This window comes from Schlesneria sp., assembly GCF_036405755.1.
Lineage (GTDB): Bacteria > Planctomycetota > Planctomycetia > Planctomycetales > Planctomycetaceae > Schlesneria > Schlesneria sphaerica.
Map to the genome: position 1 here is coordinate 1 of NZ_DASWWZ010000224.1, position 23,513 is coordinate 23,513.

Annotated in this window: 16 protein-coding genes and 1 tRNA gene; 5 read left to right on the plus strand and 12 right to left on the minus strand. The window is 56.2% G+C overall.

What is annotated here, in order from left to right; all coding sequences use genetic code 11:
* Positions 1-570, minus strand: a 570-nt coding sequence (locus tag VGE80_RS07660; protein WP_440592230.1) for a pyridoxal phosphate-dependent aminotransferase, incomplete at its 3' end; no start/stop codon positions are given.
* A gap of 315 nt (positions 571-885) precedes the next feature.
* Positions 886-1,887, minus strand: a complete 1,002-nt coding sequence (locus VGE80_RS07665; protein ID WP_397570228.1) for a DUF3500 domain-containing protein — start codon at positions 1,885-1,887, stop codon at positions 886-888.
* 410 nt (positions 1,888-2,297) lie between these two features.
* Here VGE80_RS07665 and VGE80_RS07670 point away from each other — a divergent pair.
* The 3 genes from VGE80_RS07670 (at position 2,298) to VGE80_RS07680 (ending at position 3,976) form a co-directional block, all read left to right on the plus strand.
* A tRNA-Ile gene (locus VGE80_RS07670) sits at positions 2,298-2,370 on the plus strand.
* Positions 2,371-2,618: 248 nt separating this feature from the next.
* The gene (locus VGE80_RS07675; RefSeq protein ID WP_440592231.1) at positions 2,619-3,251 is read left to right on the plus strand and encodes a DsbA family oxidoreductase; all 633 of its coding nucleotides are present in this window, start codon (positions 2,619-2,621) and stop codon (positions 3,249-3,251) included.
* Positions 3,251-3,976, plus strand: a complete 726-nt coding sequence (locus tag VGE80_RS07680) for a DUF1643 domain-containing protein (protein WP_440592232.1) — start codon at positions 3,251-3,253, stop codon at positions 3,974-3,976. The genes VGE80_RS07675 and VGE80_RS07680 overlap by 1 nt, the downstream gene beginning before the upstream one ends.
* 48 nt (positions 3,977-4,024) lie before the next feature.
* Here VGE80_RS07680 and VGE80_RS07685 read toward each other — a convergent pair whose 3' ends face one another.
* The 6 genes from VGE80_RS07685 to VGE80_RS07710 all read right to left on the minus strand — a co-directional run bounded on the left by VGE80_RS07685 (position 4,025) and on the right by VGE80_RS07710 (position 11,587).
* A complete protein-coding gene (locus tag VGE80_RS07685; RefSeq protein WP_440592233.1) occupies positions 4,025-4,828 on the minus strand; it encodes a hypothetical protein in 804 nt (267 codons plus the stop codon).
* 253 nt (positions 4,829-5,081) lie between these two features.
* On the minus strand, positions 5,082-5,498 hold the full coding sequence (locus tag VGE80_RS07690; RefSeq protein WP_440592234.1) for a hypothetical protein: 417 nt from the start codon (positions 5,496-5,498) through the stop codon (positions 5,082-5,084).
* 358 nt (positions 5,499-5,856) lie between these two features.
* The gene (locus VGE80_RS07695; protein WP_373651816.1) at positions 5,857-6,141 is read right to left on the minus strand and encodes a GlsB/YeaQ/YmgE family stress response membrane protein; all 285 of its coding nucleotides are present in this window, start codon (positions 6,139-6,141) and stop codon (positions 5,857-5,859) included.
* A 799-nt stretch (positions 6,142-6,940) separates the two neighbouring features.
* Positions 6,941-8,482 carry a sulfatase gene (locus tag VGE80_RS07700; RefSeq protein WP_440592235.1) on the minus strand — a complete coding sequence of 514 codons (1,542 nt, stop codon included), beginning with the start codon at positions 8,480-8,482 and terminating at the stop codon, positions 6,941-6,943.
* A 220-nt stretch (positions 8,483-8,702) separates the two neighbouring features.
* Positions 8,703-10,121, minus strand: coding sequence for a DUF1501 domain-containing protein (locus VGE80_RS07705; protein WP_440592236.1), 1,419 nt, complete (start codon positions 10,119-10,121; stop codon positions 8,703-8,705).
* Between the two features lie 134 nt (positions 10,122-10,255).
* The gene (locus tag VGE80_RS07710) at positions 10,256-11,587 is read right to left on the minus strand and encodes a DUF1501 domain-containing protein (RefSeq protein WP_373651819.1); all 1,332 of its coding nucleotides are present in this window, start codon (positions 11,585-11,587) and stop codon (positions 10,256-10,258) included.
* Positions 11,588-12,186: 599 nt separating this feature from the next.
* Here VGE80_RS07710 and VGE80_RS07715 point away from each other — a divergent pair.
* Both VGE80_RS07715 and VGE80_RS07720 read left to right on the plus strand, forming a co-directional pair.
* The gene (locus VGE80_RS07715) at positions 12,187-12,759 is read left to right on the plus strand and encodes a hypothetical protein (RefSeq protein WP_440592237.1); all 573 of its coding nucleotides are present in this window, start codon (positions 12,187-12,189) and stop codon (positions 12,757-12,759) included.
* Between the two features lie 573 nt (positions 12,760-13,332).
* Positions 13,333-15,432, plus strand: coding sequence for a TolC family protein (locus VGE80_RS07720; RefSeq protein ID WP_373651821.1), 2,100 nt, complete (start codon positions 13,333-13,335; stop codon positions 15,430-15,432).
* Positions 15,433-15,476: 44 nt separating this feature from the next.
* Here VGE80_RS07720 and VGE80_RS07725 read toward each other — a convergent pair whose 3' ends face one another.
* The 4 genes from VGE80_RS07725 to VGE80_RS07740 all read right to left on the minus strand — a co-directional run bounded on the left by VGE80_RS07725 (position 15,477) and on the right by VGE80_RS07740 (position 23,399).
* Positions 15,477-18,683, minus strand: a complete 3,207-nt coding sequence (locus VGE80_RS07725) for a c-type cytochrome (RefSeq protein ID WP_440592238.1) — start codon at positions 18,681-18,683, stop codon at positions 15,477-15,479.
* 110 nt (positions 18,684-18,793) lie between these two features.
* The gene (locus VGE80_RS07730; RefSeq protein ID WP_440592240.1) at positions 18,794-19,768 is read right to left on the minus strand and encodes an AAA family ATPase; all 975 of its coding nucleotides are present in this window, start codon (positions 19,766-19,768) and stop codon (positions 18,794-18,796) included.
* An 80-nt stretch (positions 19,769-19,848) separates the two neighbouring features.
* Complete coding sequence (locus tag VGE80_RS07735) at positions 19,849-20,697, minus strand: DUF4159 domain-containing protein (RefSeq protein ID WP_373651823.1); 849 nt, start codon at positions 20,695-20,697, stop codon at positions 19,849-19,851.
* Positions 20,698-20,795: 98 nt separating this feature from the next.
* On the minus strand, positions 20,796-23,399 hold the full coding sequence (locus VGE80_RS07740; protein WP_440592239.1) for a tetratricopeptide repeat protein: 2,604 nt from the start codon (positions 23,397-23,399) through the stop codon (positions 20,796-20,798).
* Positions 23,400-23,513 lie beyond the last annotated feature (114 nt).

Below are 23,513 nucleotides of genomic sequence, written 5' to 3' on the forward strand. Positions count from 1 at the left end.
ATGCTCAATGCACAAAGACGCAATCAGATCGAGCTCAGCACGTGAGAAAACGTGTCCGGTTGGATTGTTGGGCGTGTTCACGATGATGGCCCGTGTCTTTGGTCCAAACGCTTTGCGCAACTCGTCCGCATCGAAGCTCCAGTCGGGTGGATTGAGGTGGACCCAGACCGGTTTGGCCCCGGTCAGCAGCGCATCCGGACCGTAGTTTTCATAGAACGGCTGAAAGATGATGACTTCGTCGCCGGGATCGACCAGTGCCATCATCGTTGCCATCATACATTCGGTGGCACCGCAGCAAACGGTGATGTTGGTATCCGGATCGCAATCGATTCCATTGAATCGCCGGGCCTTTTCCGCGATGGCACGTCGCAATGGCGGCGCACCCCAAGTGATGGCGTATTGGTTGTAGCCGTCGTGGATCGCGCGGCAGGCTGCCTCTTTGACTTCCGCTGGAGCGTCGAAGTCGGGCATTCCCTGACCGAGGTTAATTGCATCGTATTTTGCTGCCAGTCGCGTCATCTCACGAATGACAGACTCACTGAAGTATTGAACCCGTTGTGCCAGACCCACGCTTTGTCCTAATTCGACGAAAGAAAGAGACGATCCACTCGCCAGGATCCCGGCGCAGCCGGTAAGCGGAGTTCGCAGATTACCGTTCAGGCAACTCCGTGTCCGCGTCGTTGCTCTTGTGCTTCGACGCCCGCAATTCTGAATCCTGACCATCGAAATGGTGGTCGATTGCAGTCAAATTGTCGAGCGGTACGACCGTATCAAGCCGGCCGGAGCAACACGCCGCGAGTCGTGACATGACTCGGCGGTGAGGACAGTAAAGATAGATGACCGCGCGGCGCTGATATTGGCATCAGCGCCTCGCGGTCGAAGTCCTTACCCGACGATGCCAATGTTGATGTAGGCATGGACGTGGGGGGCTCCGCGGAAGTGCCAGACCAGTGACGGCCCTTCGACGCGCCAGATGTCCCAGACTCGATCGTTCAACAGATCACCTTCCTGGTAGAAGGCGAAGTGGAGTTGTTCCATTCCCCCCGTCGCTTTCAGGATGGCGAAGACTTCATCAACGTCTTCCTGACGGTAAGGAGCCAGCAGGACTTTCAGCGTCTTCTCGACTAGCTCTTGCTGGTCCCTGGTAAGAGCTGTATAGGCGATCCCGGGGTAGGTCTTGCCCGGTCCTTGAAGAGCGACAGCCGCTTCGCTGGGAGCCTTCGTGATGATGGCTGCTTCGGCCTGCTTCGGGTCAAGCGCTTTGAAGACTTCGTTGACCTGCTTGGTCTGATAGAGGAACAGGTTCTGATCAGGATCTTCTTCGCCGTGGCCGTAAATAATCGGGCCGCCAAACGCGACCTTATCGACGCTGTCGCCGTCTGCTCGCAGAGTCAGGTGACGACCAGTCAGTTCAAACTGGAATGGTCCCGATTCAGGATTTCCGAATAGGGCGATGCTGTATCCACCAAACCCGCCATCGTCATATTCCGTCTGTTTTTCCAGACGCTCGAATCCATCGGGACTGGTCACGTTGCGGACAATTTCCGTGACGAGCTTCCGCTGAGCGTCGGTATAGAAATCGTCACGGATAATCGGCTTGGTGATGTGCCAGTTCGCACTGATGCGCTTGCGCAGTTCGTGCTCGAAGGGAAAGACCAGAACTTCCTTTTGAGCTTTCGACAAGGATTGATAGAGCTGCGCCACGCAGGTCTCTGCAGCGCTTTTAGGAGTCGGTGCGGCCCAACTGAATTTGGGAGACAGTCCGGCAGCAGCCGCGGCCCCCGTGACGACGGCACCGCCAACCGATTGGAGAAAGGTCCGTCGACCAACGATCAATTCTTCACCCGCAGATGAGGATTCAGCAGACGAAGGTTCGGGTTTAAGCATGAGATGTCTCCCTGTATGCCAGCGTAAAAATCACGCGCGAGTTCCTGGAACGCTTCAAGCATCGATTGCCCGAGTCACCAGCAAGCAACCAGCTTAACCAAGCTGTGCATCATCGCCTATTAATCTTAACCTCACATGAAACAGAGCGGAACACTTCAAAAATCCCCGATATTTCTCCCCCGGAAACCAGTCCCAAGCAGGGCACAACCGCAGAATCAGCGGTGTATGCCGAGTGCTTCTCGTGGGATTTCTCAGTCGATCGCGCTTGCAGGCTAAGGCGTTCCTCGTGATACTTCGCTCGCACCGTGCCAGAACGAAACAACTGATCGCGATCAGGGGATCGCACCCGCTTGTGACACCACGTTGAATCGACGGCCCGGCAGACGAAAGTACTTTTCACAAAACAGCTTGGGGCTGTAGCTCAACGGTTAGAGCAGAGGACTCATAATCCTTTGGTTCTGGGTTCGAATCCCAGCAGCCCCATTTGACTTGCGCTTCAGGTCTGTTGCTGAGTGCTTGCGATCCGCTGTTCGTGGGAGAACTCGTACCAGGGACATGTTCGCATGGCATTTCCTTGCGATGAGAGCGAGGCGTGGTTCGGCGCGATCCTCAGAATACGCGTTGTGTGGGATGATCCGTTCTGTGGAGACAGAACGCTGCGGCGAATGGCTCCGTCATCCTTTGAGTCGGGCTGGGAATTGAACCGGAAAACAATCGATCCTGGAGCCAGTATGACTCTCACAGTAGACGTGATTTCTGATGTGATCTGCCCCTGGTGCTTTATCGGCAAGCGACGCCTGGAAAAGGCGATTGCGGAATATGGGAAGCCTGTGCAAGTGCGATGGCATCCGTATCAGCTCAACCCGCAGATGCCGCGCGAAGGAATTCGTCGTCAGGAATACCGCCAGAAGAAGTTCGGCAGCCTGCAGCGATCTCAGGAACTGGATGCGCAGGTGATTGCGGCAGGGAAAGAGGAAGGAATTGCCTTTGACTTCGATTCCATCGAGACGACTCCGAACACGCAGGACGCTCACCGGTTAATCTGGCTGGCCGAGCAGGAAGGGATCCAGGATGCGGTAGTCGAGGGTCTGTTTCGTGCATATTTCACTCAAGGACGAAACATCAGTGTGCAGGCTGTGATTTTGGATGTGGTGGCCGAGGCGGGATTGGACCGCATCAAGGCAGAAGGCGTTCTGAAGGGCCAGCAGGGACTCGATGTGATCTTGCAGGCGGGTGAGCAGGCAAGGCGACTCCATGTGAACGGAGTTCCTTGTTTCATCATCAGCAAACGTGTGATGGTTTCCGGGGCACAGTCACCGGAAGCTTTTCTGGACGCATTTCAGCAGGCAGGTGCTGACGACTGATGGTTCCGTTCATTCCCGCAGCAGACTTGAAAGACAAGTTCGGTATCTTCGGTCATTTCTACTCGGTGGAAGTCACCCCAACGTTCTTCGTCGAATGCCGCAGCGTGCTCGAAATTATCGCCACGGAGCTGGTACCGAAACAGTTGTCGTTGATTTCGAACCGAAAGCCTGACGCTGTTTTTGTCATGATGAACCCCGGTTCGTCCCGTCCACTGGTCGAAGTGGACAATCGTATTCACGCCGAAGCCATCGAAGACCTCGCCATTTCTCTGGTTCCTACCAAGCCTGACACGACTCAGTATCAGGTGATGCGGCTGATGCACTATTGCGACTGGCGACACGTCCGGGTGCTGAACCTCTCTGATCTTCGGTGTTCCAAGAGTGTCGAATTCTTCAAGCAATTCCGGCAACTGGAAGCTCTGCACTCTTTTGATGCCCATTCGTTGTTTTCCAGCCGCAGGAAACGAGAGCTGACGTCAAAACTGACCCGGGAGCGCACAATTCCCATCGTCTGCGCCTGGGGACTGGGGGCCGAACTCGACCCGCTGATTGAACGCTGTCAGTCGACGTTCGACAAATCGAGAATCGTCCGAGGGTTGGTGCAGGAAGGGACGACTCACCGATACCTGCACCCGCTCCCTTCGCTGCAACGTCAAAAGCTGTTGTGGGTCAATCAAATGGTCGAGCAATTGCGAAGTGACTCGATGCTGGTCGACGTGCGCTGAGGCAGTTCCCAGATTCTGTCGGACTTTTTACGGATGAGTGGTGAGAACTCACTTGTCTGAAAGCTTTAATCCGTCTTTCGGATCCACCACCGCCAGCGTCAGCCGTCCGGAATGAGTCTTGTCTTGGGTGACTCCACCTCGCGCGACGAGGAAGCGGCCATCGGCGAGCGGAACAATTCCCAGGGAGCAATCGAACTCGAATCGCTCGACTTTGGTTAATGCCGTGTCGGCTTTCAGAACCGCCGGAGCCATTGCGGGGGCGCTCGCTGACTTGGCCCTGCCGTAGCATCCAAACCACCAGTCGCCATCAGCGAACGCGGCAGTCTGGATTCCGAGGTTGGTGTGACCACTGGCGAGAACGTGTTTTTTCACGAATTTGAAGTTAGCGTCGTATTCGTACGCAAGATTTTCACTCACCCCATCCGGCAGGCCCCCGACGACCAGAAATTTGTTGTCGTGGCAGGCGATCCCTCCCGCTCCATGAAAGACTTCCGGGGTCCGGCGCTTTGCAAGAAGCGACAAGTCTCCTGCGTCGTAGACGTAGACCCACGAGTCTGCATTCCCATTGGGATCGTTGAATTTTCCCAGATTCACTGCCACATAGACTTTGGACTGATGGAAACAGAGGTCACCGCGATGATTGGCAACATCCACGACCTTGAGCACCTTCCCCTGTTGATCCGTCTTAACCAGTTTCGTGGTGAACGACCAGAAAATGGATTCAGCCTCATCCGTGCATACTCCCTGGAGATGATGTTGGTAAGTTCCTTCGCAAATGACAGGCTGGAAATCTCCTGCCAATGAAACCGTCTGGGACATCAGAAATGACAGGATGGCAGCAAGCAGCTTCATGCAATGTTCTCCAGACAAATGTCATTCAATTCGAGGGGGACATGAGGGCGACTTGATTTGGGTACCCTTTTTTTGTAGAGCCACAATACCCTTATTCACACGAAAGGTCAGGGCAACCGGTGCGCCCAGGACGGACCGTCAGGTTCAATTGGAAAGAGGCCGAATCGACCGACGCCAGAGCAAGTGTCATGACGGCGATCACGTTGCCGGCTGCCGCCTCGCGAAAGCGATGTCTCGTGCGGGCCAATTGGTGCTATCGACGATGGTGGCAGAGATACCATCCCAGAGGACTGAGGATACCCCAGAGGTAAGTGACTCTGACTTCGTCTCTTCCGAAAGCTCGGCGATCGTCCATTCGTTCAAGCGGCAGCCAAACGATCAGAAGCATGTGCAGACAAAGCAGCAGTCCAAACAGCCACTCGAGAACCTGCCGCGCAGGTTTCACGAGTGGCTTCTCGCTTTCCTTAAAGTGGTGCCCGACCAACTGGCTACCGACGAAAGCAAATGTCGCCGCAATCGCCGCAACATGGGACGCCAACGTCAGTTCTTTCGCCACGGAGGTTTGGTCGAACATGGCGTCTGCCGCAGCAGTCAGTCCTACCGCAAGGATTCCGAACGCGGTTCCAACCAGTCCCCAGCTTCGATTTAGCGTTCGGAAAAGGTTGGCCATGGTTTCCTTTATGCCGCTGTTTCTGGAATTTGAATTGAATCCGGCACACTACTCTATGTGAGTCGCGGTTTCATCCGAATTTCGAACATGCCGACCTTGCGGAAAAACAGGAGACCGGAAGGCGAATGCATACGGATTGTTTCGAACATCGATGGCTGGCTTTACGACATCTTGTCCGATGTTCCGTCAGACCCGCGTTGTGAGAAATACCCAACAAAAAAGACGTTGAATGCTCGGGAGCAGGCGCAAAAACTCAGGGTGGGAAAAGAAAAAACCGGACGGGTCTGGGGAGACCGAACGTCCGGTTGTGTGGAGAATGAATCTTGCGATCCTTGCTGGAGGATCGTTTGTTTCACGCTTAAGGGCGAGGAGTAATCCCGCGATTGCCGCGCGTCATGCTGAGGTAAATGATCAGCATCAGCATTGCACCCCCGGTCGCGATGAAGAGCCCCCCTGCATGCACCTCGGGGTCACCGACTCGATAATTGAACACCGCCGATGAGATGAACCCACCGACAATCGACCCGACCATCCCGAGGATCATCGTAAAGAAGAGCCCCATCGGTTGCTCACCCGGAACGAGTGCTCGAGCCAGGAGTCCTGCGACCAAGCCAATCACCATCCAAGAAATAAAGTCCCACATGTAAAATCTCCTTCATCTGAGTGCGGCGTTAAGTTTTCGAGACTGCGAACGTGCAGGGACATGGAAGCAATCTGCATGCCATCCGCAGGCAGGTGGACTTGCCTCGTTGCAGGGCGATGATCTGCTCCGTCGTCCCCTTGTGAGGGGGAATGGTAGGCGCGCCAGAATTCCATGGGGCTATCTTCAGCCGAACAGTGACCTCAGGCTCAGCAAACTCCCTGTTCTCACGAGCGAACAAGTGCTCCGATGAACAAGTGAGGAGATGATCTTGCTGATTCATGCGGATCGTTGATGTTGTGGCGTCGCTCATGAATCTCGCGGCGACCCTTCACCCACTGCCAATGGGCAGTGGGTGAAGGGAGAGTATGCCCGATCCCGTTGGTTCAGTTTGAACGCTGACAATTCAAACAACGCGCCCCGTCTGACCGAAGAGTGACCACTTTGCTAGACCGCAGTGGCGGCGAGTACCGCTCGAAGGGGCGGGCGCATCCTTTCATTGGAGTAAGGCACCTACCTTGGAGGTGCGGACGAACAATCAGTGATGTGTTGGTGAATGAGCCCGGTCGAACTTGGTCGAATGCTCTTGATTTCTCAAAAATCAATGGCTGTCACGTTCGGAACCAAAAGAGCGTGTACGTTCTGCGGCTACGATTCAATCCTTGTCCGCCTGTGCTGCATCATGGGAAGGGCTTGCGGAGATCCGTATCGGTAGTTTTTCCTGAAGCAAGCTCGGACCACCTGATGTCGTCGTCGGTCCAAAATAACAACGTTGTGAAGTCGCCTTGGACGTTCCGGGGGTCTATTCCGGAATCAGGGAACTCCGTTGGATCGGGGTCCCTTCCCAAGTGGCCTCGTCTGCCGCGCGGTCGTAAGTCAGGATACGATGGGCACTCCCAGGCGCGGGGGCAACATCTTTTTGAGGGAGCCACTTGCGATGATCTGTGATGGTCTGAGCGACTTCGGGCTGATGTGCCAGGTTATGCCATTCCCCGGGGTCATGCTTCATGTCGTAGAGTTCTTCACTGCCGTCGGCGTAGCGGATGTACCGCCACCGCTCACTGCGAACGGAGTGGTTCCCCTGATTGTGTGATGTGATGGCGGGTCGCTCCCGTTTTGTCTCGGGATCCTTCAGTTGAGGAACCAGACTGATCCCTTCCAGGTCATGGCGAGAAGGGAGTCCGCACAGTTCAATCAGCGTCGGATACATGTCGAGCAATTCGGCTGGCTGATGACAGCGACTGGCAGGACGAACGCCCGGTCCTGCGAAGATCAGCGGAACGCGCGTGCTGCGCTCCCACAGCGAGTTCTTTCCCGTGATCCCTTTCTCACCCAGATGCCAGCCGTGGTCACTCCATAGCACGATTACGGTATTATCGCGCAACCCCGCTTCATCGATCGTATCGATCAGACGACCAATCTGTGAGTCGACGAAACTGGTGCATGCCAGATACGAGCGGACCAGGTTTCTCCCCTGATGATTCTCATCAACCCATCTCCATCGAGGTTCCGGCAGCTTCCAGTGCAGATACCAGGAAAAACGCGGGGTATCCTTCCGGTCGTCGGGTTTAATCAGAGGGAGAATCCGATCGTCGTCGGGAAAGAGGTCAAACCACTTTTGAGTGACGTAGCAGGGGACGTGCGGCAGAAAGAAACCGGTCGCCAGGAAAAATGGCTGATCCTTCGGGGCAGATCGAATCTGCTCGACGGTCCAACTCGTAATCTGGTAGTCACCTTTATCTTCGTCTCGATGCGGGAAGACCCCCCAGTCCATGAGCGGGTGATCCCCCATGGGCGTGGGGCCGATTAACTTCCTCGGAGGCAGCGGCCCGATTGAGCTGCCAGGACCCATCGTTTCAAATTCTGGCGGTCGACCATCCACCGGTCGGATATCTCCGTGGAAAATTTTCCCCGTCGTGAGTGTTCGGTAGCCGTTTTGCCGGAAGTGTTGCGGTAGGGTCACTCGATCTTTCCAGGCATCGACGGCTCGGAACGAAGGGACGAGTCCGTAGATGCCCGTCGTCGTGGGCCTGAGACCGGTCAGGAGACTTGCGCGGGAGGGATTACAGAGCGGAGCCTGGCAATGAGCATTAAGGAACGTCGTCCCGCGTTCGGCGAGTCGATCGATGTTCGGCGTCTTCGCGAGGGGATGCCCACCGAGAACGCCGATCCAGTCGTTCTGGTCGTCGATGGCAATGAACAGGACATTGGGTTTCGCGGCGGAGGCGACAGCGGGATGAAGCAGTAAACCGATCAGGGTGATGAGCGTGGCTGCCACGAGATACGATCGGTCAGACGTCCAGTGGCAGTTTTCAAGGAAGCGGTGGGGGAGACAGTTTGGCATGGGGTTGACGCCTCATCAATCATTTTCTCGCACGGTCAAGCCGGTTACGACGCTAGACAGCCTGCCTCCCAATTCTTCCCATCCGGCGAATGGTCCGATCTGTTGCGCTCGAGTTTTTGGGAAGCAAGAGTTTGTTTTCTCGTCAGCCCGTGTCCGACCATCTCAATGAGTCAATCAATGCGGTCGACTCAAACGAGCGGACCGATGATACGATGAACTGTTACGCGAGGATCGATTGGATCACTTGTCCGTTGGTCACGGCATGGGGCCGTCCCTGCAGGTCATGGAACAGGGTTTCGGGCGCGATTCCCAGGCAGTGGAGGATTGTTGCGGTCAAGTCTTCGGGACCGACGCGTCCTGACTTCGGGAAGGCTCCAATCTCGTCTGACGCCCCGTAGACGGTTCCCCCCTGAATTCCCCCGCCGGCGAGTGCGATCGAGAAGACGGCACCCCAGTGGTCGCGACCTCCGGAAAGATTCATACGGGGACTGCGTCCGAATTCTGACATGCAGACGACGAGCGTTTCCTCGAGCAGTCCACGATCTGCCAGATCATCAAGCAATGCTGAAACCGCGTCATCCGTAGGAGGGATCAGCACATTTTTTAGTCGGTGCGTCTCATTGGTATGCGAGTCCCAGCAGGGATTGTCTGTTGGTTCGTCAGGGCCACGGTACCAGTTGACCTGGACCAGTTTGACGTCGGCTTCGATCAGTCGCCGGGCCAGCAGGCAACTCTGTCCAAACTGAGTCGTCCCGTAACGTAACCGGGTTTCGACAGACTCGGAACTCAGGTCGAAAGCGCCCCGAGACGTCGCCGATGAAAGGACATCATAGGCACGCTGCTGCTGTTCACCAAAAGCTTTCGCGATGCTGACTTCATTCGCAGCAGACAGGGGACGTTCCATCGTGCGGACGAGATCGCGACGAAGCGAGAGACGCCCCAGTGAAATGTCCTCAGGGAGTTGAAACTCGGCAATCCGGTAGTCCGGTGACGCCGGGGCACAGCGGAACAACCAGGGATCGGCGGGGCGGCCGAGCATTCCTCCGTCCTGGCCTGGCCAGGTTGATCCGTCCGTGTTGAAGATGTGGTGAGGCAGGCGAACGGAAGTGGGCAATCCGCATGCAGGGGGGGATAACCGCTGGAGGAGAGCTCCCCAATTTGGCCAGTCGTTAGGAGCCCCCGGGTTGACATTTTCTGCATTCATCGGGGCGTGAGGCCGTCCGGTCAGCATGTAGTAGCCGCTCGACGAATGGGCATTGTCATTGGTCGAAACCGCGCGCAACACCGCCAGTCGATCGGCTCGCATCGCCAGCTTCGGCATCAGTTCGCCGTAGTGAACCCCGGGAACAATGGTGGGAATCGATCCAATCTGCCCCCGCACTTCCTGGGGAGCATCCGGTTTGGGATCCCAGGTGGAATGCTGCGGAGGGCCGCCCATGAGAAAGAGGACAATGCAGGACTTCGCCCGACCGGCTGAGGCGCGAATCTGGTCTTGCAACCCTTCTCGCGCAAGAGCAGTCCCCTGCGGCATCAGGTGAGACAGGGACAGGCCGCATGCACCGATGCCTCCGATGCGCATCAGTTCCCTCCGCGTGACGGATGAGCGGGAACTGGTCGACCGTGACTCAAGGCTGATCATCTGGAATCCTCTTCAAACGAATTGGATCGCTCTCGACGTTATCCGCAGGAGCGCTCCGCAGAAATGGCCGGCATGAAGATCTTGTCGTCGTGTCCATCCCCTTTCCTGGCAGGATGAACGATGTGACTGATGGGCTAACCAATCAGCTCACGGATGGGACGAGCATCGTCAGGCATCACAGGAATCGGGCGTTCGTTGATATCCCGCACGAACTCGTGGGGATCGATTCCCAGGTTGTGGTAAATCGTGGCGAGCACATCCCGGTAGTGGACCGGACGGGATTCGGCATAAGCGGCGGTCTTATCCGTCGAACCGATCACCTGCCCCACCTGCATCCCCCCTCCGGACATGAGGACGGACTGGACCGGGGCCCAATGGTCGCGACCGGCATCCTTGTTAATTTTGGGTGTACGACCGAACTCGCCCCACACAACAAGTGACACATCGTCAGCGAGTCCTCGCTGATAAATGTCTTCCACCAGCGCGGACAGACCGGCATCGACGACAGGCAGGTTGTTTCTGCAATGGCCGAAGTTATTGCCGTGTGTGTCCCAGAATCCATAGGCCACGGTAACAACCCGTACTCCTGCTTCGACAAGCCGTCGCGCGATGAGAAGTTGGTCATTCCACAAAGGAGCACCGTCTCCCTGATGCTTGGACGATCCCAAGGCGTAGCGTGCCCGGGTCTTGGGATCCTCTTTCTCGACATCAAGTGCGTCCAGCAGCCGCGACGAAGTCAGGACTTCGAAAGCACGTTGATAACTTTGATCGAGATCATTCATTCCGCTGCGATCGGCTTCGCGCCGAAAAGCGTCGAGCCCTTCGAGCAGTTTCTGTCGACTATTGAACTGAGCCGATTCAATGTAGCGCAGCTTCATACTGGCAAGGTCTTCGCCATCGGCACGGGTCTGGTGGTACTGGCTGCCGAGGGAGCCCGCACCCGTACTGTTGTAAGGTCGGTGCTGCATTGTGGGAAACAGGTCAACGAACGGAGGAATCAGAGGGCTCGAAGGGCCTTTGATCTTAGAGACGAACGAACCGAAGTTGGGATAGTGGTTTCGCTGCGTCTCACCCATGGTGTAGCCGGTGAGATTCTGAAAACTCGAATGTTCGTCGCGCTGTCCGACGACGGAGCGAATGATCGCACAGCGGTCCATCACCGTCGCCAGCTTAGGCATGAGTTCGCAGACGTCCAAGCCTGGTAGCGAAGATGGGATCGGGGAAAATTCGCCTCGGATTTCCGCGGGGGCGTTGGGCTTTAAGTCGAATGTGTCCTGATGAGGAAGGCCCCCCGAGAGGTACACCATAATCACGGCCTTGTGAGACCGTTCTGTCCCGCGCGAATGCTCTGCACGCAGCAATCCAGGCAAAGTCAAACCACCGACGGCGAGGGACCCCATCTGCACAAACGATCGACGACTGATCTTGTCACAGAAACGTCGTCCAGCACCCGCAAACAATCGCATATCGCACCCTCTCCTCAACCTCAGACTTTCGGCATCGCATCAATCTTACTGCATGCACCAGCGCAGAACTACAGCAACATCGGATGAACTCGTCCATCTTCCCACAAAAGTACGGGAGAAAGCGAGTGTCCGTCAGGTCGTCGCTCGCTGTCAGAAGCAGTAAAACCGGACGTGCGATTTCCTGTTCAGTCGCACCGGCGAGTCAAACCTGCGGCGAGAGAGGAAATTGTTTCGTTTTCCGGTTAACCGCACCGGGAAGGGGAGCGGCTGGTTTCAGGCCCACAGGGTTAACTCTCGCGTGGCAGGGACATTATGGTTCGAGCCTATCATGATCCGCTCGACCGCTTCGGGTTCCCGTCGGAAGAATTGCGAAAGACCTGATTGCAATCAGACACGGCATGGCACCTCCTGTGGTATGATCGTGCGTCGACGACGTCAGAAAAACTTCGGTCTGGTTCCCCTTGCGAAGCCCCAAAGAATGTCGCAGGCAAATCTGCAGGGGGCAAAACGGAGGCCGAACGCCGATTCGACTGGGCGCCAGAGGACTTGGGCGTCTATCAACACTTTCAGGATCGGTGGGACGTCAGGAGGGTAAAAAGATGCGATCTGATGCACGTCGCAGAATCGTTGCCAAACTGGTTGCAGAGGCGGATACGGAGAACTCGGGCGACACCCTGCCGTTGCCGGGGATTGGCGATCAATCTCTTCCCGACGTGTGGACTCCGGAACTGCTTGTGAGATCTGGGTACACGGGCCCCGCGACAGTCTGCTTGCTGGCTGAAGACGCACGCCCCCTTGATATCGCTAACCTCGGTCCTCAGGGGGAACATCCATCACTCGTGGTTTTTCCCGCTTCGCACCGTGGCGAGGTTGAGGGGGGATCTGCCGAGCGCACGACCGATGGCAATCACTTTTGCCTCATTCTTTCTCCAGAGCTGGTGGAACGTTTGGTGAGCCTTGGAATCGAGGACGTGGCATCGCACTTTCGAGGGAAGTCCATTCGCGTCAGTGGAACGATTGAGCGACAGGAACAGGAGCCTCCACACATCGGTCTGCTTTATCGAATGGCAGTGATTTCGCTGGATCAACTCATTCGCATCAGTCCCGCCGGCACGGATGAGACGTCGGTGGGGAATGGACTGGAACCTCTTGTGGCTTTGCCACCCCGGTAGCCGCGAAGCCGCCTCAACCGGCGCTATCCTCTGCATGTATTCGGATCGGTCGCCTTGGTTGCTGCTTTGAGCTGCTAAGGCGACCGATCCGCACGAGGTTTTCGAAATGCGGAATCCGACATCGCGGTCTTTAGAGGATCTTGGGTTGAAGCGGGATACCTGTTCGATTGATTGAACCGGAATTGATCCCCGCGGCGCCGCCGAATTCGCTGCAGGTGGCCCGCCACCGACATTCTGGAAGATCGTCAACCGCGGTAAATGACTCGTGAGTCACTCACGCCGTCCGAATTGAGTCAAACCTGGGGTCCCGGTGAAAGATTTCGGTTTTTTTCCCAAATTGATCGGTTAGGTTGACTTTTTTGATCATGTCACCTGTACGAGATATTCGATAAATACCAGCTAAATCTAATTGTACTTCGAATCATGCGGTACCGCTTCTGACGCCGATACTGGTTGTAGGAGATTCACGAGGCGTAACTCTCACAGCGGTTATGCCTCGTGTGCTTCCGGAAACAGTTATACAGAAATGTATCGGTAATCCCACGGATGGCAGTATTGGCAAGGATGCATCCCATGAGGTGGAGGCGATCGATCCGATGGATCAATGCGTTGTTGATTTCCAGCGCCCTGGTTGGTTGTCGCACCGCGAGGCCTGTCTCTTATTTGGGAGATGCAGAGCTTCGGGACTACGTCGACCGCACGACTGCGATCGAGTATCCGATTATTGAAGAGCAAACATCTCCGGATGTCGTCAACACGCAGCGGCCACACACTGTTCGCGATCGACATGAAGACGAAGTCTGGGACATGAGCTTGATGGAAGCTGTCCATCTGGCTGTGCAGAACAACAAATTGATCCGAACGCGGTCGAACGAGCAGGCGATTCTGCAAGCTCCAGGGACTGCACCGTCGGTCTACGATCCAGCCATCCGCGACTCGGGATACCTCTTCGGTAACCGTGGTGTGGAAGCGGCTTTGGCAGACTACGACGCCACGTTCACCAGTCAGATGTTGTTCGGGCACAATGAAGCGGTCGCCAACACGACGATCCCTTATCCCGGTTTCGTCAGTCGAAACGACTCTGCGAACTTCACATCAAGCCTGGCAAAGACCTTCGCAACTGGGGGTTCGCTCGCGTTCAACAACAACTGGACGTATCAGGGGACGAACGCAGTCAATCCGATGTTCCCCTCGGCAACTTTGTTCCCGTCGAACTACGTTGCCGTCTCACAGGTTCAGTTCGTTCAGCCTTTGTGGGCTGGTTCGGGCGTCGAGTACAACCGAATTGCCGGTCCTGCACGCTCTGGACTTTCAGGTGTGACCGGGGTGTCCCAAGGGGTGGCCATCTCGCGTATTAACACAGACATCTCGATTGCTGATTTCGAGAATTCTGTGATCACCATGGTCAAGGACGTAGAAGACCTCTACTGGGAACTGTACCTCGCCTATCGGCAATTCGCGGCCGAAAGTGCCAATCGGGACAGTTCGCTGAGAACCTGGCGTGAAGTCAAAGCCAAGATGGACGTGGGTGCGACGGGGGGTAACGCCAGTAACGAAGCACAGGCTCGAGAGAACTACTTCAATACGCGAGCCAACGTCGAAAATGCGTGGGGTAACATCCTCAGGACTGAGAATGCGTTCCGTAAACTGATGGGACTACCCGTCAACGACGGTCGAATCATTCGTCCGGCGGACAATCCGCTCGAAGGCGAATACCTCATTCAGTGGGAGTCTGCATTAATCGACGGGCTGACTCGGCGTGTGGAGCTGCGGAAGCAAAAGTGGGCCATCAAGAGCTTGCAGCTTCAGGTCAAAGCTGCTGAAAACGTGATCAACCCACAGTTGAACTTCATCTCGTCATACCAGCTCAACGGCTTCGGTGAAACACTGCTGTCGAACAGTTCAAGCGACGGTATGACAGAGAAGGGGTACAACAGTGCGTATGGAGCGTTGACCCGCGGCGATCAGTCAGGGTGGAACGTCGGTCTTCAATTCAGTATGCCGATCGGTTTCCGTGCCTTCCGTGCTCAGTTGCACAACCTCGAACTGCAATTGGTCAAAGCCAGGGCAGGTCTGGCCGCACAGGAACTGGATATCAGTCACGAACTGGCTGATTCGATCCAGAAGGTTGACCTGGCCTATATGACGGCACGAACACATCTCGACCGCAAGATCGCTTCGGAACGTCGTGTCCAGGCGACGACGGCGGAATACGAAGCTGGTGTACGAGACGCAACTCTCGACCTTGTCCTTCGTGCTCAGGCCAGTAACGCGGCCGCAGAAATCGCCTACTACACTTCGCTGGTGAATTACAACAAGGCGATCACAGAACTGCATCAGCGACGCGGAACCCTGCTGGAAAACGATGGGATCCGACTCGCCGAAGGCGAATGGAATACGTATGCCCAGCAGGATGCGGTTCGACGGGCATGGGCACGCAGCTTTGCCTTCCCTGCTCCAAACCTGAAGACCTTGCCGCCCGAGTATGCCTCACCGGTACCCGTGGATCAGACGGAAGTCTATCCAGGAGCACCAGCGGGCTTTATGGGGTCAGGTTACATGGATTCAACGCAACCTGACGATTACGACGAAATTCTGCCGAGGCCGTCGGACTTGGATTCCGGCGACCCCGGAGATCTTCCCTCACCAACCGGACCCAACGAGATCGAATAAGATCGATTGAGTTGAGTCAGTCAGCCAGGATTCGATGTTTGAACTTATCGTTTGAACATCGAATCCTGTGCATTTCCGCGGGACAACAAGTACGCCAGAAGGTCAAGCACTTCGTTCTCGTTCAATTGCTTGAGCAAGTCTTTTGGCATCAGCGAAACATCGGAAAGCTGCTGCGATTCGATGTCGCTGTTTTTGACAGTGACCAGCTTGGTCGAGTCTTCAGGGTCGACGAGAATCGTGATCGAATCAGCGGTCGCTGCAACGATCCGTCCCGTGTGGGTCTTTCCGTCAGCGGTCTCGACGATCGTCGTCTTGTACTGGTCCGAGACAACCTTACTGGGGTCGATGATCGATTCAGCAAGATCCTTGAACGAGAACCGTCCGGCAGCCTGGGTCAGGTCGTGACCCGTCGATCCCCCGTCGCCAGCAAAGCGATGGCAAACGACGCAGCGTGCAGCCCTGTACATTCTCTCGCCGTTCTTGAAGTCACGGCCACGCAATTGAGTGGCAGACAGTGCCACCAGTTCATCGACGGTGTAATCCCGACCTGGGCCCACCGGCTTCGGCAGTTCCGGGGCTTTGTAAGCCTTCCGTGCGCCGCTGGCTTCCAGCACGATCCGTTCTGATTCGGGCAATTGTTCGAATACCGAATTTTCGATGTTCGTCAGGAATTTCTGGTAACTGACACCCCCAGACCAAGAGTGGGCTTTCTCGAACCACGAAAAGTACGTCTTTCGAGCTTCCAGCGTCCAGTGAGACTTCAGATTTCGCAGCACGTAAGCGTAATAGTACTGCTGAAGGTCAGGAGCATTCGCGTACATCGCTTCGATGGCCGCACCGTACTGCTTGTTTCTCGCGAGAACTTCGCCCAGATCCGTGATCTCGACAACTTTCTCTTTGGTCAGCAGCGGAAGAATCTTCTTGATCGTACCGGGTGATTCGACGAAGACCATCAGGTTCGCCAGTTCGCGATTCAAGGCATTGCTATTGGTGGGGAAGACAGAATCCAGTCTTTCACCAATGAGAGCCTTGGTTGCCTCATCGGGGGCCCCAAGTCGGACGAAAGTCAGTTGCAACGCACGCAACAGTCCAAGCTGCTGGGGTTCGGTCAGGTTGCGGGCATCGATACTTCCCAAAGCCATCAGGATCTGAGGAAGCAGGTGTGGCTCACCCTGTCGAGCCAGGCCGATACAACCGGTGATGATCGCATCGGGATTCGTTGCAGCGAAGACCTTGTTCTGCCACAAGTCGACAGGCAGTCGCTCGAGGCCAATGCGGGCAGCGAACCGGATGTGCCGGTCTGCGTGACCAAGATGGGGGACCAGGAAGTCGACCGCAGCTGCCGGCTTTTCCGAATTGGCCACATGATAGGTTTCGATCTTGCGTCGCAAGGCACGCAGTTCCGCATCGCGGGTATTGCGGGCATCAACAGGAGCTGTCGACTCTTTGCCGACATAGGTGACTCGAAACAGTTCCGATTGGGTACCGCGACCACCAACGGTGAAGTACATGGCCCCATCCGGATGAGCGACAACGTCGGTCAGAGGCAGCGGCGTTCGCGAAATGAATTCTTCTTTTGTGGCCTTGTAGCTGGCACCGCTTGGCTCAACATGGACCGCGTACATGGTGCCGAAGGTCCAGTCGCAAATGAACAGGGCTTTCTGGTACTTGGCGGGAAACTTGGTCCCATAACCGAACTCAACACCCACGGGCGAGCCAGGTCCGACGTCGACGAGTTGAGGAAGGCTGTCTGGATAATAGGTTGGCCACTTCGCGGTACCACTGCGCCAGCCGAATTCACTGCCGCTGGTCGCATGGACGACGCGGGTCGGACGGTACCACGGTGATCCGTAGTCCCATTCCATGTCGGCGTCGTAGGCGAAAACTTCCCCGTCGGCGTTAAACGCGAAGTCGTACTGATTGCGGTATCCGGTCGAGAACACGTCCCAGGTCTTGCCATCAGGATCGGTAATTGCAATCCATCCGCCTGGTGCAAGAACACCGACAGCGTGTCCCCCTGCATCCCACTGACGAGGCATCAGTTGATCTTCGTCCCAGTTAGGAACGGAACGGCTGGTGACACCTTCGGGAAGGGTGGCTCGCAGTTGCTGCGGTCGGACACCCGCCATGGTCTGCGGAGGGGAGTTGAGCGTGACTTCAAACGGCAATTTCGTGTGGTTGCCGGCGTCAACGTAGATCGACTTGCCATCGGGAGAAAGACGCAATGCGTGTGGTCCGTGCTCGCCTCCACCGGGGATGTCGCGCAGCTTGATGACTTCGTCGTACTGGTCATCGCCATCGGTGTCCTTACAGCGATAGAACGCTGTGGGAATATCGCCGCTGTTGACAATGACGTACAGGCTGTCGAAGGCACACAGCAGACCCTGTGCACCGGAGAAGGTCTTTCCTTCAAACTTGATGTCCAGTCGCTCGACCTTGGTCGGAGCGCTGCTGCCAATGGGAGGAGGAGTGATTCGGCACAGTCCCAGCTTTCCCTGGTCGCTGACGATCAGTCGCCCTTTCGGATCAGTCGTGATGCTGACCCATGAACCCAGTTCTTCCTTGGGGACTGTGAACAGCCGCTCGACCTGGAAACCAGGCAGCAGATTGAACAGGTCACGAGCCGGTTCGATCGAGAGATCGTCCAGCATTGCCTTACCACCGGGATGATCTTCCAGTTTCAGGACCACCTTTGCGGGTGTGGACTCTTTTGACTCACGTGAGTTCAAAACGGTCCAGGAGTTGTCGGTGACGACGTAGCGAACCTTGCCATCGGCACCGGTGATCGCCAGTTTCGCCACGAAGCCTGCAGGGCCGCCCGAGTTGGCGACTTCTGCTTCCAGGATATTCTCACCCGCTTTCAGGCTGGCTTGAATGTCAATCTGTTCGGGACGGGTGAAGTCATCGCTGGAAGCGACCTTCTTGCCGTTGAGATAGACCGTCATGGAGTTATCGCACGTCGCTCGCAGCCACGCCGACTGTCCACCGCCCTGAAATGTTTTTCGGACAACGTAATTCTTTGCTTCGTCAGCGCCCCAGATCCAGCTTGGCGCGGGGCCGTCTTTGAAGAGTGTCGCGGCGGGAACGGAGGGAGTCGGCTGAGCCGAGTCGGGCTGTCCCTTTGCCGGCGCAATCTGAGGAATCTGAGTGAAATGCTTTCCGTCCGTCGTTTCGGCAGTCAGCGCAAATGATTGCGTTGCCAGCTGCGAAAGGATCGCGAGGGAAAATAAACGAGTGGCTCTGAAGGACATCGACAATGGTTCCTTACAAAAAGAAGCTGATCAGAGAGGGGGAATCATGGTTACTGCAACACGGTTCGTCCACTCAACCAGATCCGGAATACGGCATTCAGAACGAAGACTTATAACTCTTTCACTGTGTCGAGGATTCTTGAGATGATGTTGTCGACCGTCTGACCCGCCGCTTCCGCGCGGTAGTTAATGAGGACGCGGTGCCTGAGGACCGGGGCGGCCAGGGCGCGGATATCTTCCCAAGTGACATTCGCCCGACCTGCCAGCAAGGCTCGGGCCTTTCCACCAAGGATCAGGTACTGAGCAGCGCGAAGCCCCGCACCCCAGGAGACGTACTCGTTGACGAAGTCAGGTGTGTTCGCCTGATTTGGGCGGGATGCGGCAGCCAGGCGCACGGCGTATCGGACAACATCTTCCGCCACGGGAACTTTTCGGACGAGCGCGTGAATCTGCTGGACGTCTTCACCCGTGAACAGGGCCTCGATCGCCTCGGAAGGGGCGGACGTGGTGCGGGCCACGACGGCGACTTCGTCGTCTTCGGGAAGGTAGTCGATCACGACATTGAACATGAAGCGATCGAGCTGAGCTTCGGGAAGGGGATACGTCCCTTCCATTTCGATCGGGTTCTGTGTTGCCAGAACAAAAAACGGCTCTTCCAGAATGTACTTTGTTCCCGCAGCCGTGACCTGGTGCTCCTGCATGGCTTCCAGAAGTGCGGCCTGTGTCTTGGGAGGTGTCCGGTTGATTTCGTCGGCCAGCAGGACGTTGGCGAAAATGGGGCCCTTTACGAACACGACCTGCCGTCGTCCAGATTCGTCCTGTTCAAGAATCTCGGTCCCGGTGATGTCTGCGGGCATCAGGTCGGGGGTGAACTGAATTCGCTGAAACTTCAGATGAAAGACCTGAGCGATCGATTTCACAAGCAGCGTCTTGGCCAGTCCGGGAGCTCCGGTGATCAGACAATGGCCACCGGCGAACAAGGTAATCAAAAGTTGCTCAACCGCTTCGGATTGCCCGACGATGGTTTTTGCAAGTTCCGTGCGAATCCGTTGCCGACTGGTTCGAACCAGTTCAAGCACGCGCATTTCGTCGTCGTCAGCAGGAGAGAGTCGCGTCACGTTCACAAAGGGCTCCGACGTAGTTTGAAGAGATGATCTCGATTCGATTAGTGCGTCATGGCATAGAAGATGATATTGATCCCCAGAGGATAGGCTTTCTTCTCGGAAAACTCGGTGAAGTACCAGGGGTCTTCACCTTCCCGTTCCCAGCCGTCTCCGAGGTCCGTGTTATGACAAATCAGAGCCATCAACCGCCCCTTGTCATCGAAGATGCCGCGGTAGTGGGGCGTCCTGGCGTCCTCACGTTCCCAAGTTCTTCCAGTGGAACGCCCATCCATAGCGACTCCGATGGCAGGAATCTGTGGTTTTTCTTTCAAGTCATAGACGCAGTGGAAAATGGGATGTTCAAGGGGCAATTCCACTGGTTCGCGGTCAGGAAAGACCTGTTTCATCGCCTCGTAGAGTGATCGCCACTCGTCTTCTCCCCAGAAATCATCCACCATCAGAAAACCACCATTTAACAGGTAGCGTCTGAGTGCTGCGATTTCGTCAGGTGACAAATAGATGCCACCAGGTTCGATCAGATAGATGAAGGGGTATCGGAACAGATCCGGATCGGTCAGACGCATGATCCGGCCGTTGGGGTCGACCTTCATCGATGTTAACTGCTGGAGACGATACGAAAGATTCAGGTCCGCGTCGGGGAAGTCAGTCAACCAGGAGCCCGGCCGACGCATTGAATCATATTCGATGCGAACGAAGGTGAAGACGTCGTCTTTGAATGCAGGATCCACTTCCCAGAGAGGTACCCCATTGCGGTTGTCGGGCACAGACGTTTCTAATCGTCCGCTGAACCGCCGGGAAAAGGAGCGATTCTGGGCATACGTCAGTCCGATGACTCCCATAACCGCCAGCAGTAGCGCGAGCAGACTGATCGCGGAAACGAAACGTTTCATGGCGGGTTTTCCTGAGTCGGTCGGTGGCTCATTCATCGAATCGGTTCCGCTTTCCCTGCAATCGGCTCAACAATCTCGTGTTTTTCATCCCGTCGCCGTCAAGGCATTTTTGTCGCGTCGGTAGGAACGGGATTGGCCTCGGGGGCCGTGTTTGAAGGAGGCTCAGTCACTGAATCAGGAGGGCTTGCTTCGGCGGGGTGGGTCCGCACAATTTTGAGAAGTAGCTTTTGCGCCTCGCGATATCGGGGGGCCTCTTCGAGGGCTGCAAGAACGTGCAACTTCGCTTCCGCGTCCCCTTGCCCATTCAACAATCGCGCCAGACGGAAGTGAGCTTCTGCGGGATCTTCCGGATCCATCAGGAGAACCGCCCTTAGTCCCTGAATGGCGTCTTCGACGATACCAAGCTGCTCGCTGGTCATTGCACGTGCTCGCTGGGCCTGAGGAAGCAGAGGATTGACTTCGAGCAGTTTGCGAACGCTGGCTGCGGCGGCAGCCCAGTCACTGGCGGCTGTCTGCAGATCGATTAAACGGAGCAGGGCTGACTTGGCGTCATCTGTGTGAGCGACGTATTGCTCCAGGACCTGACGTTCCTCGCCGGTCTCTTCCAGTTCCCGGTGGATCGCTGCCAGCAGGATGTAAGCGCTGTCGAGCCCCGTTTGCTCCGGGTACAACTCGATCAACTTTGTGAGTGATTTTTTGGCTTTGTCAAACTCGCGTTTCATTACCATCTGATCCGCAAGCATGGTCAATCCCTGGATACTGGTGGGGTGATCTTCTACCCAACGCTCCAGTCGCTCGGGATCGTCATCATCCCGGATGGCCGACAAGTCATACTGTTCCCAGTCAAGTTCCGGAGCGAGACGCCGGGCCATTTCAAGGGCGTAGTCATGAAACTCGTGATCGATCTGATCGAGTGATGACGTGTGCCGCTCGATCGAAACCTCGATAGGAATCCCGGCCCCCAGATCGCCAAGGATGTTTCTCATTGAATCCAGGCCATACTTCTCAATCAAGAATTCCACCAGCAGGGAGGACTGGTAGTAGGCGAACTGAAGATCTTCTGGAGTGTCCGGTCGCATGAACGTGCCGCTCATGTCTCTTACGGATGAGACTCCCCTGTCGAGAATCCGCTTGCGGTGTTTGGGTGACATCCGTTGTCCCCACGTCGCTCCTGCCTGACGCTCTTCGTAGACGGAAATCCCTTCGCTGAGCCATCGCGGCATACGGTTTCGCGTTTTTTCCAGTGTGACCACGTGACAGAACTCGTGCCATAGTACGGACTGCCAGTTGACCGGAGTGTCCTTCTGGGAGGCGGGGCTATTGGCCGTGATGACTTTGCCGAAACAGACCCCCAGGAAACCATCCGCCCCCGGCAGCCCGAATGTTCGGACCGCGAAATCATTGGGATCCGGAAAAATCTCAACGGTAATCACGCTCTGCAATTCGATGCCGTACTTGGGACAGAGTGTGTCCCTGGCACGCTTCAATAGCTGAAGCACATCGTGCCCGTAGATAGCGGCTTCCGTTGCTTCCATACGGACGCGAAAGCCATCTGCTTCCAACGTGGTGAACTTGCTCAGTTCATCACGTAGCTGCATCAGGTTGAAGACCTGTACGTCATACGCATCGTGCTTCAATGCCAGTTCGCTCAGCTTCCACCCTTCTTCCTCATCTCCCAGCCGAAGCAGGTCCTGAGCGAGTTGCACGCGCGCCGGCTGATAGCCCGGATCGAACTTCAGCGCTGTCCGCTGATGCTCTGACCCCTCTGCAAACCGGTACTTTTGTGAAAGCTTCCGTCCAATCTGATAGTCGACAACGGGATTTTCAGGCCAGGGTGTGAGAGCCCGTTCCCGGTACTCCGCTTCCTTTTCTGGCTCATTGTTCAAATGAGCCAGAACTGCTCGGTAAGCCCAGATCAGGGGATTGGCCGGATTGATTTTGAGAGCATCTTCCAGCAGGCTCGTGGCATCGCTATACCGCTCGGCATCAATCGCCTGTGCCGCTCGATGCAGTATGGCCGGGACGTGGTTGGGGTTGAGTCGCAACGTCTCGGAGAGGTGGTGACTGGCAAGTGGTGGCTGCGAACTTTCGATGGCTCTCGCCATGCCGAAGTGTACGTCGGGATCGTTTGGATGCGATTTCAGGCCCTCCTGAAATGTCTCCGCGGCGACTGCAAAATCCTTTTTTGAAAGAGCCAGCTCACCGCTCGCCAGAATGGAACCCCGGTGCCCCGGGCTGACTTTGAGAGCACGGTCAAAAAAGATTTCGAGGACCTGCCGCGCGTCCGCTCCTGTCGCCGCAGCGACTTTACCCAAGGAGACAAGACTGTCAGGATCACCGTTGTAGCGCCACGCGGCGCGATTGACGATGTCCGCCATCTCCTCCTGCCACTGCGTCCCTTGATCGACATTGCCCGACATTCGAGCCGGTTCGATACCACCCTGTCGCAGTCGGATGCTCCAGGCGTAGCGCGTCAATCCTCCCGAGATGGTCTCGAACGCGTCCTTGTACCGCCCGGTTTGCATCTCGGCTTCTGCTTTGAACGAATACCATTCTTCGCCGAAGACGCGGTCATCAATTGCTTTCGCCGTGACTTCAATGCATTCGTCATACTTCCCGCTGATCAGCAGTTGGCGGGTCGGCTCGATTTCAGCGGCCACCAGGAACGAGACGGGGCTCAGCAGGCTGGCAAGGACGAACAAGCAACATCGTGCTGTAAGGGAAAAGCCTCCTCGTGGGAAACGACGGGGGACTTTGCACCCATAATCCGATGTGATTTCGGCGACCGTACTCGCTGAGCTTGTTTCGCGCGCGGG

Bases quoted from the DNA above. Each gene is read 5' to 3' on its own strand.
- VGE80_RS07665 (WP_397570228.1), bottom strand. From the start codon at position 1,887: ATGCTTAAACCCGAACCTTCGTCTGCTGAATCCTCATCTGCGGGTGAA.
- VGE80_RS07675 (WP_440592231.1), top strand. From the start codon at position 2,619: ATGACTCTCACAGTAGACGTGATTTCTGATGTGATCTGCCCCTGGTGC.
- VGE80_RS07680 (WP_440592232.1), top strand. From the start codon at position 3,251: ATGGTTCCGTTCATTCCCGCAGCAGACTTGAAAGACAAGTTCGGTATC.
- VGE80_RS07685 (WP_440592233.1), bottom strand. From the start codon at position 4,828: ATGAAGCTGCTTGCTGCCATCCTGTCATTTCTGATGTCCCAGACGGTT.
- VGE80_RS07690 (WP_440592234.1), bottom strand. From the start codon at position 5,498: ATGGCCAACCTTTTCCGAACGCTAAATCGAAGCTGGGGACTGGTTGGA.
- VGE80_RS07695 (WP_373651816.1), bottom strand. From the start codon at position 6,141: ATGTGGGACTTTATTTCTTGGATGGTGATTGGCTTGGTCGCAGGACTC.
- VGE80_RS07700 (WP_440592235.1), bottom strand. From the start codon at position 8,482: ATGCCAAACTGTCTCCCCCACCGCTTCCTTGAAAACTGCCACTGGACG.
- VGE80_RS07705 (WP_440592236.1), bottom strand. From the start codon at position 10,121: ATGATCAGCCTTGAGTCACGGTCGACCAGTTCCCGCTCATCCGTCACG.
- VGE80_RS07710 (WP_373651819.1), bottom strand. From the start codon at position 11,587: ATGCGATTGTTTGCGGGTGCTGGACGACGTTTCTGTGACAAGATCAGT.
- VGE80_RS07715 (WP_440592237.1), top strand. From the start codon at position 12,187: ATGCGATCTGATGCACGTCGCAGAATCGTTGCCAAACTGGTTGCAGAG.
- VGE80_RS07720 (WP_373651821.1), top strand. From the start codon at position 13,333: ATGAGGTGGAGGCGATCGATCCGATGGATCAATGCGTTGTTGATTTCC.
- VGE80_RS07725 (WP_440592238.1), bottom strand. From the start codon at position 18,683: ATGTCCTTCAGAGCCACTCGTTTATTTTCCCTCGCGATCCTTTCGCAG.
- VGE80_RS07730 (WP_440592240.1), bottom strand. From the start codon at position 19,768: ATGCGCGTGCTTGAACTGGTTCGAACCAGTCGGCAACGGATTCGCACG.
- VGE80_RS07735 (WP_373651823.1), bottom strand. From the start codon at position 20,697: ATGAAACGTTTCGTTTCCGCGATCAGTCTGCTCGCGCTACTGCTGGCG.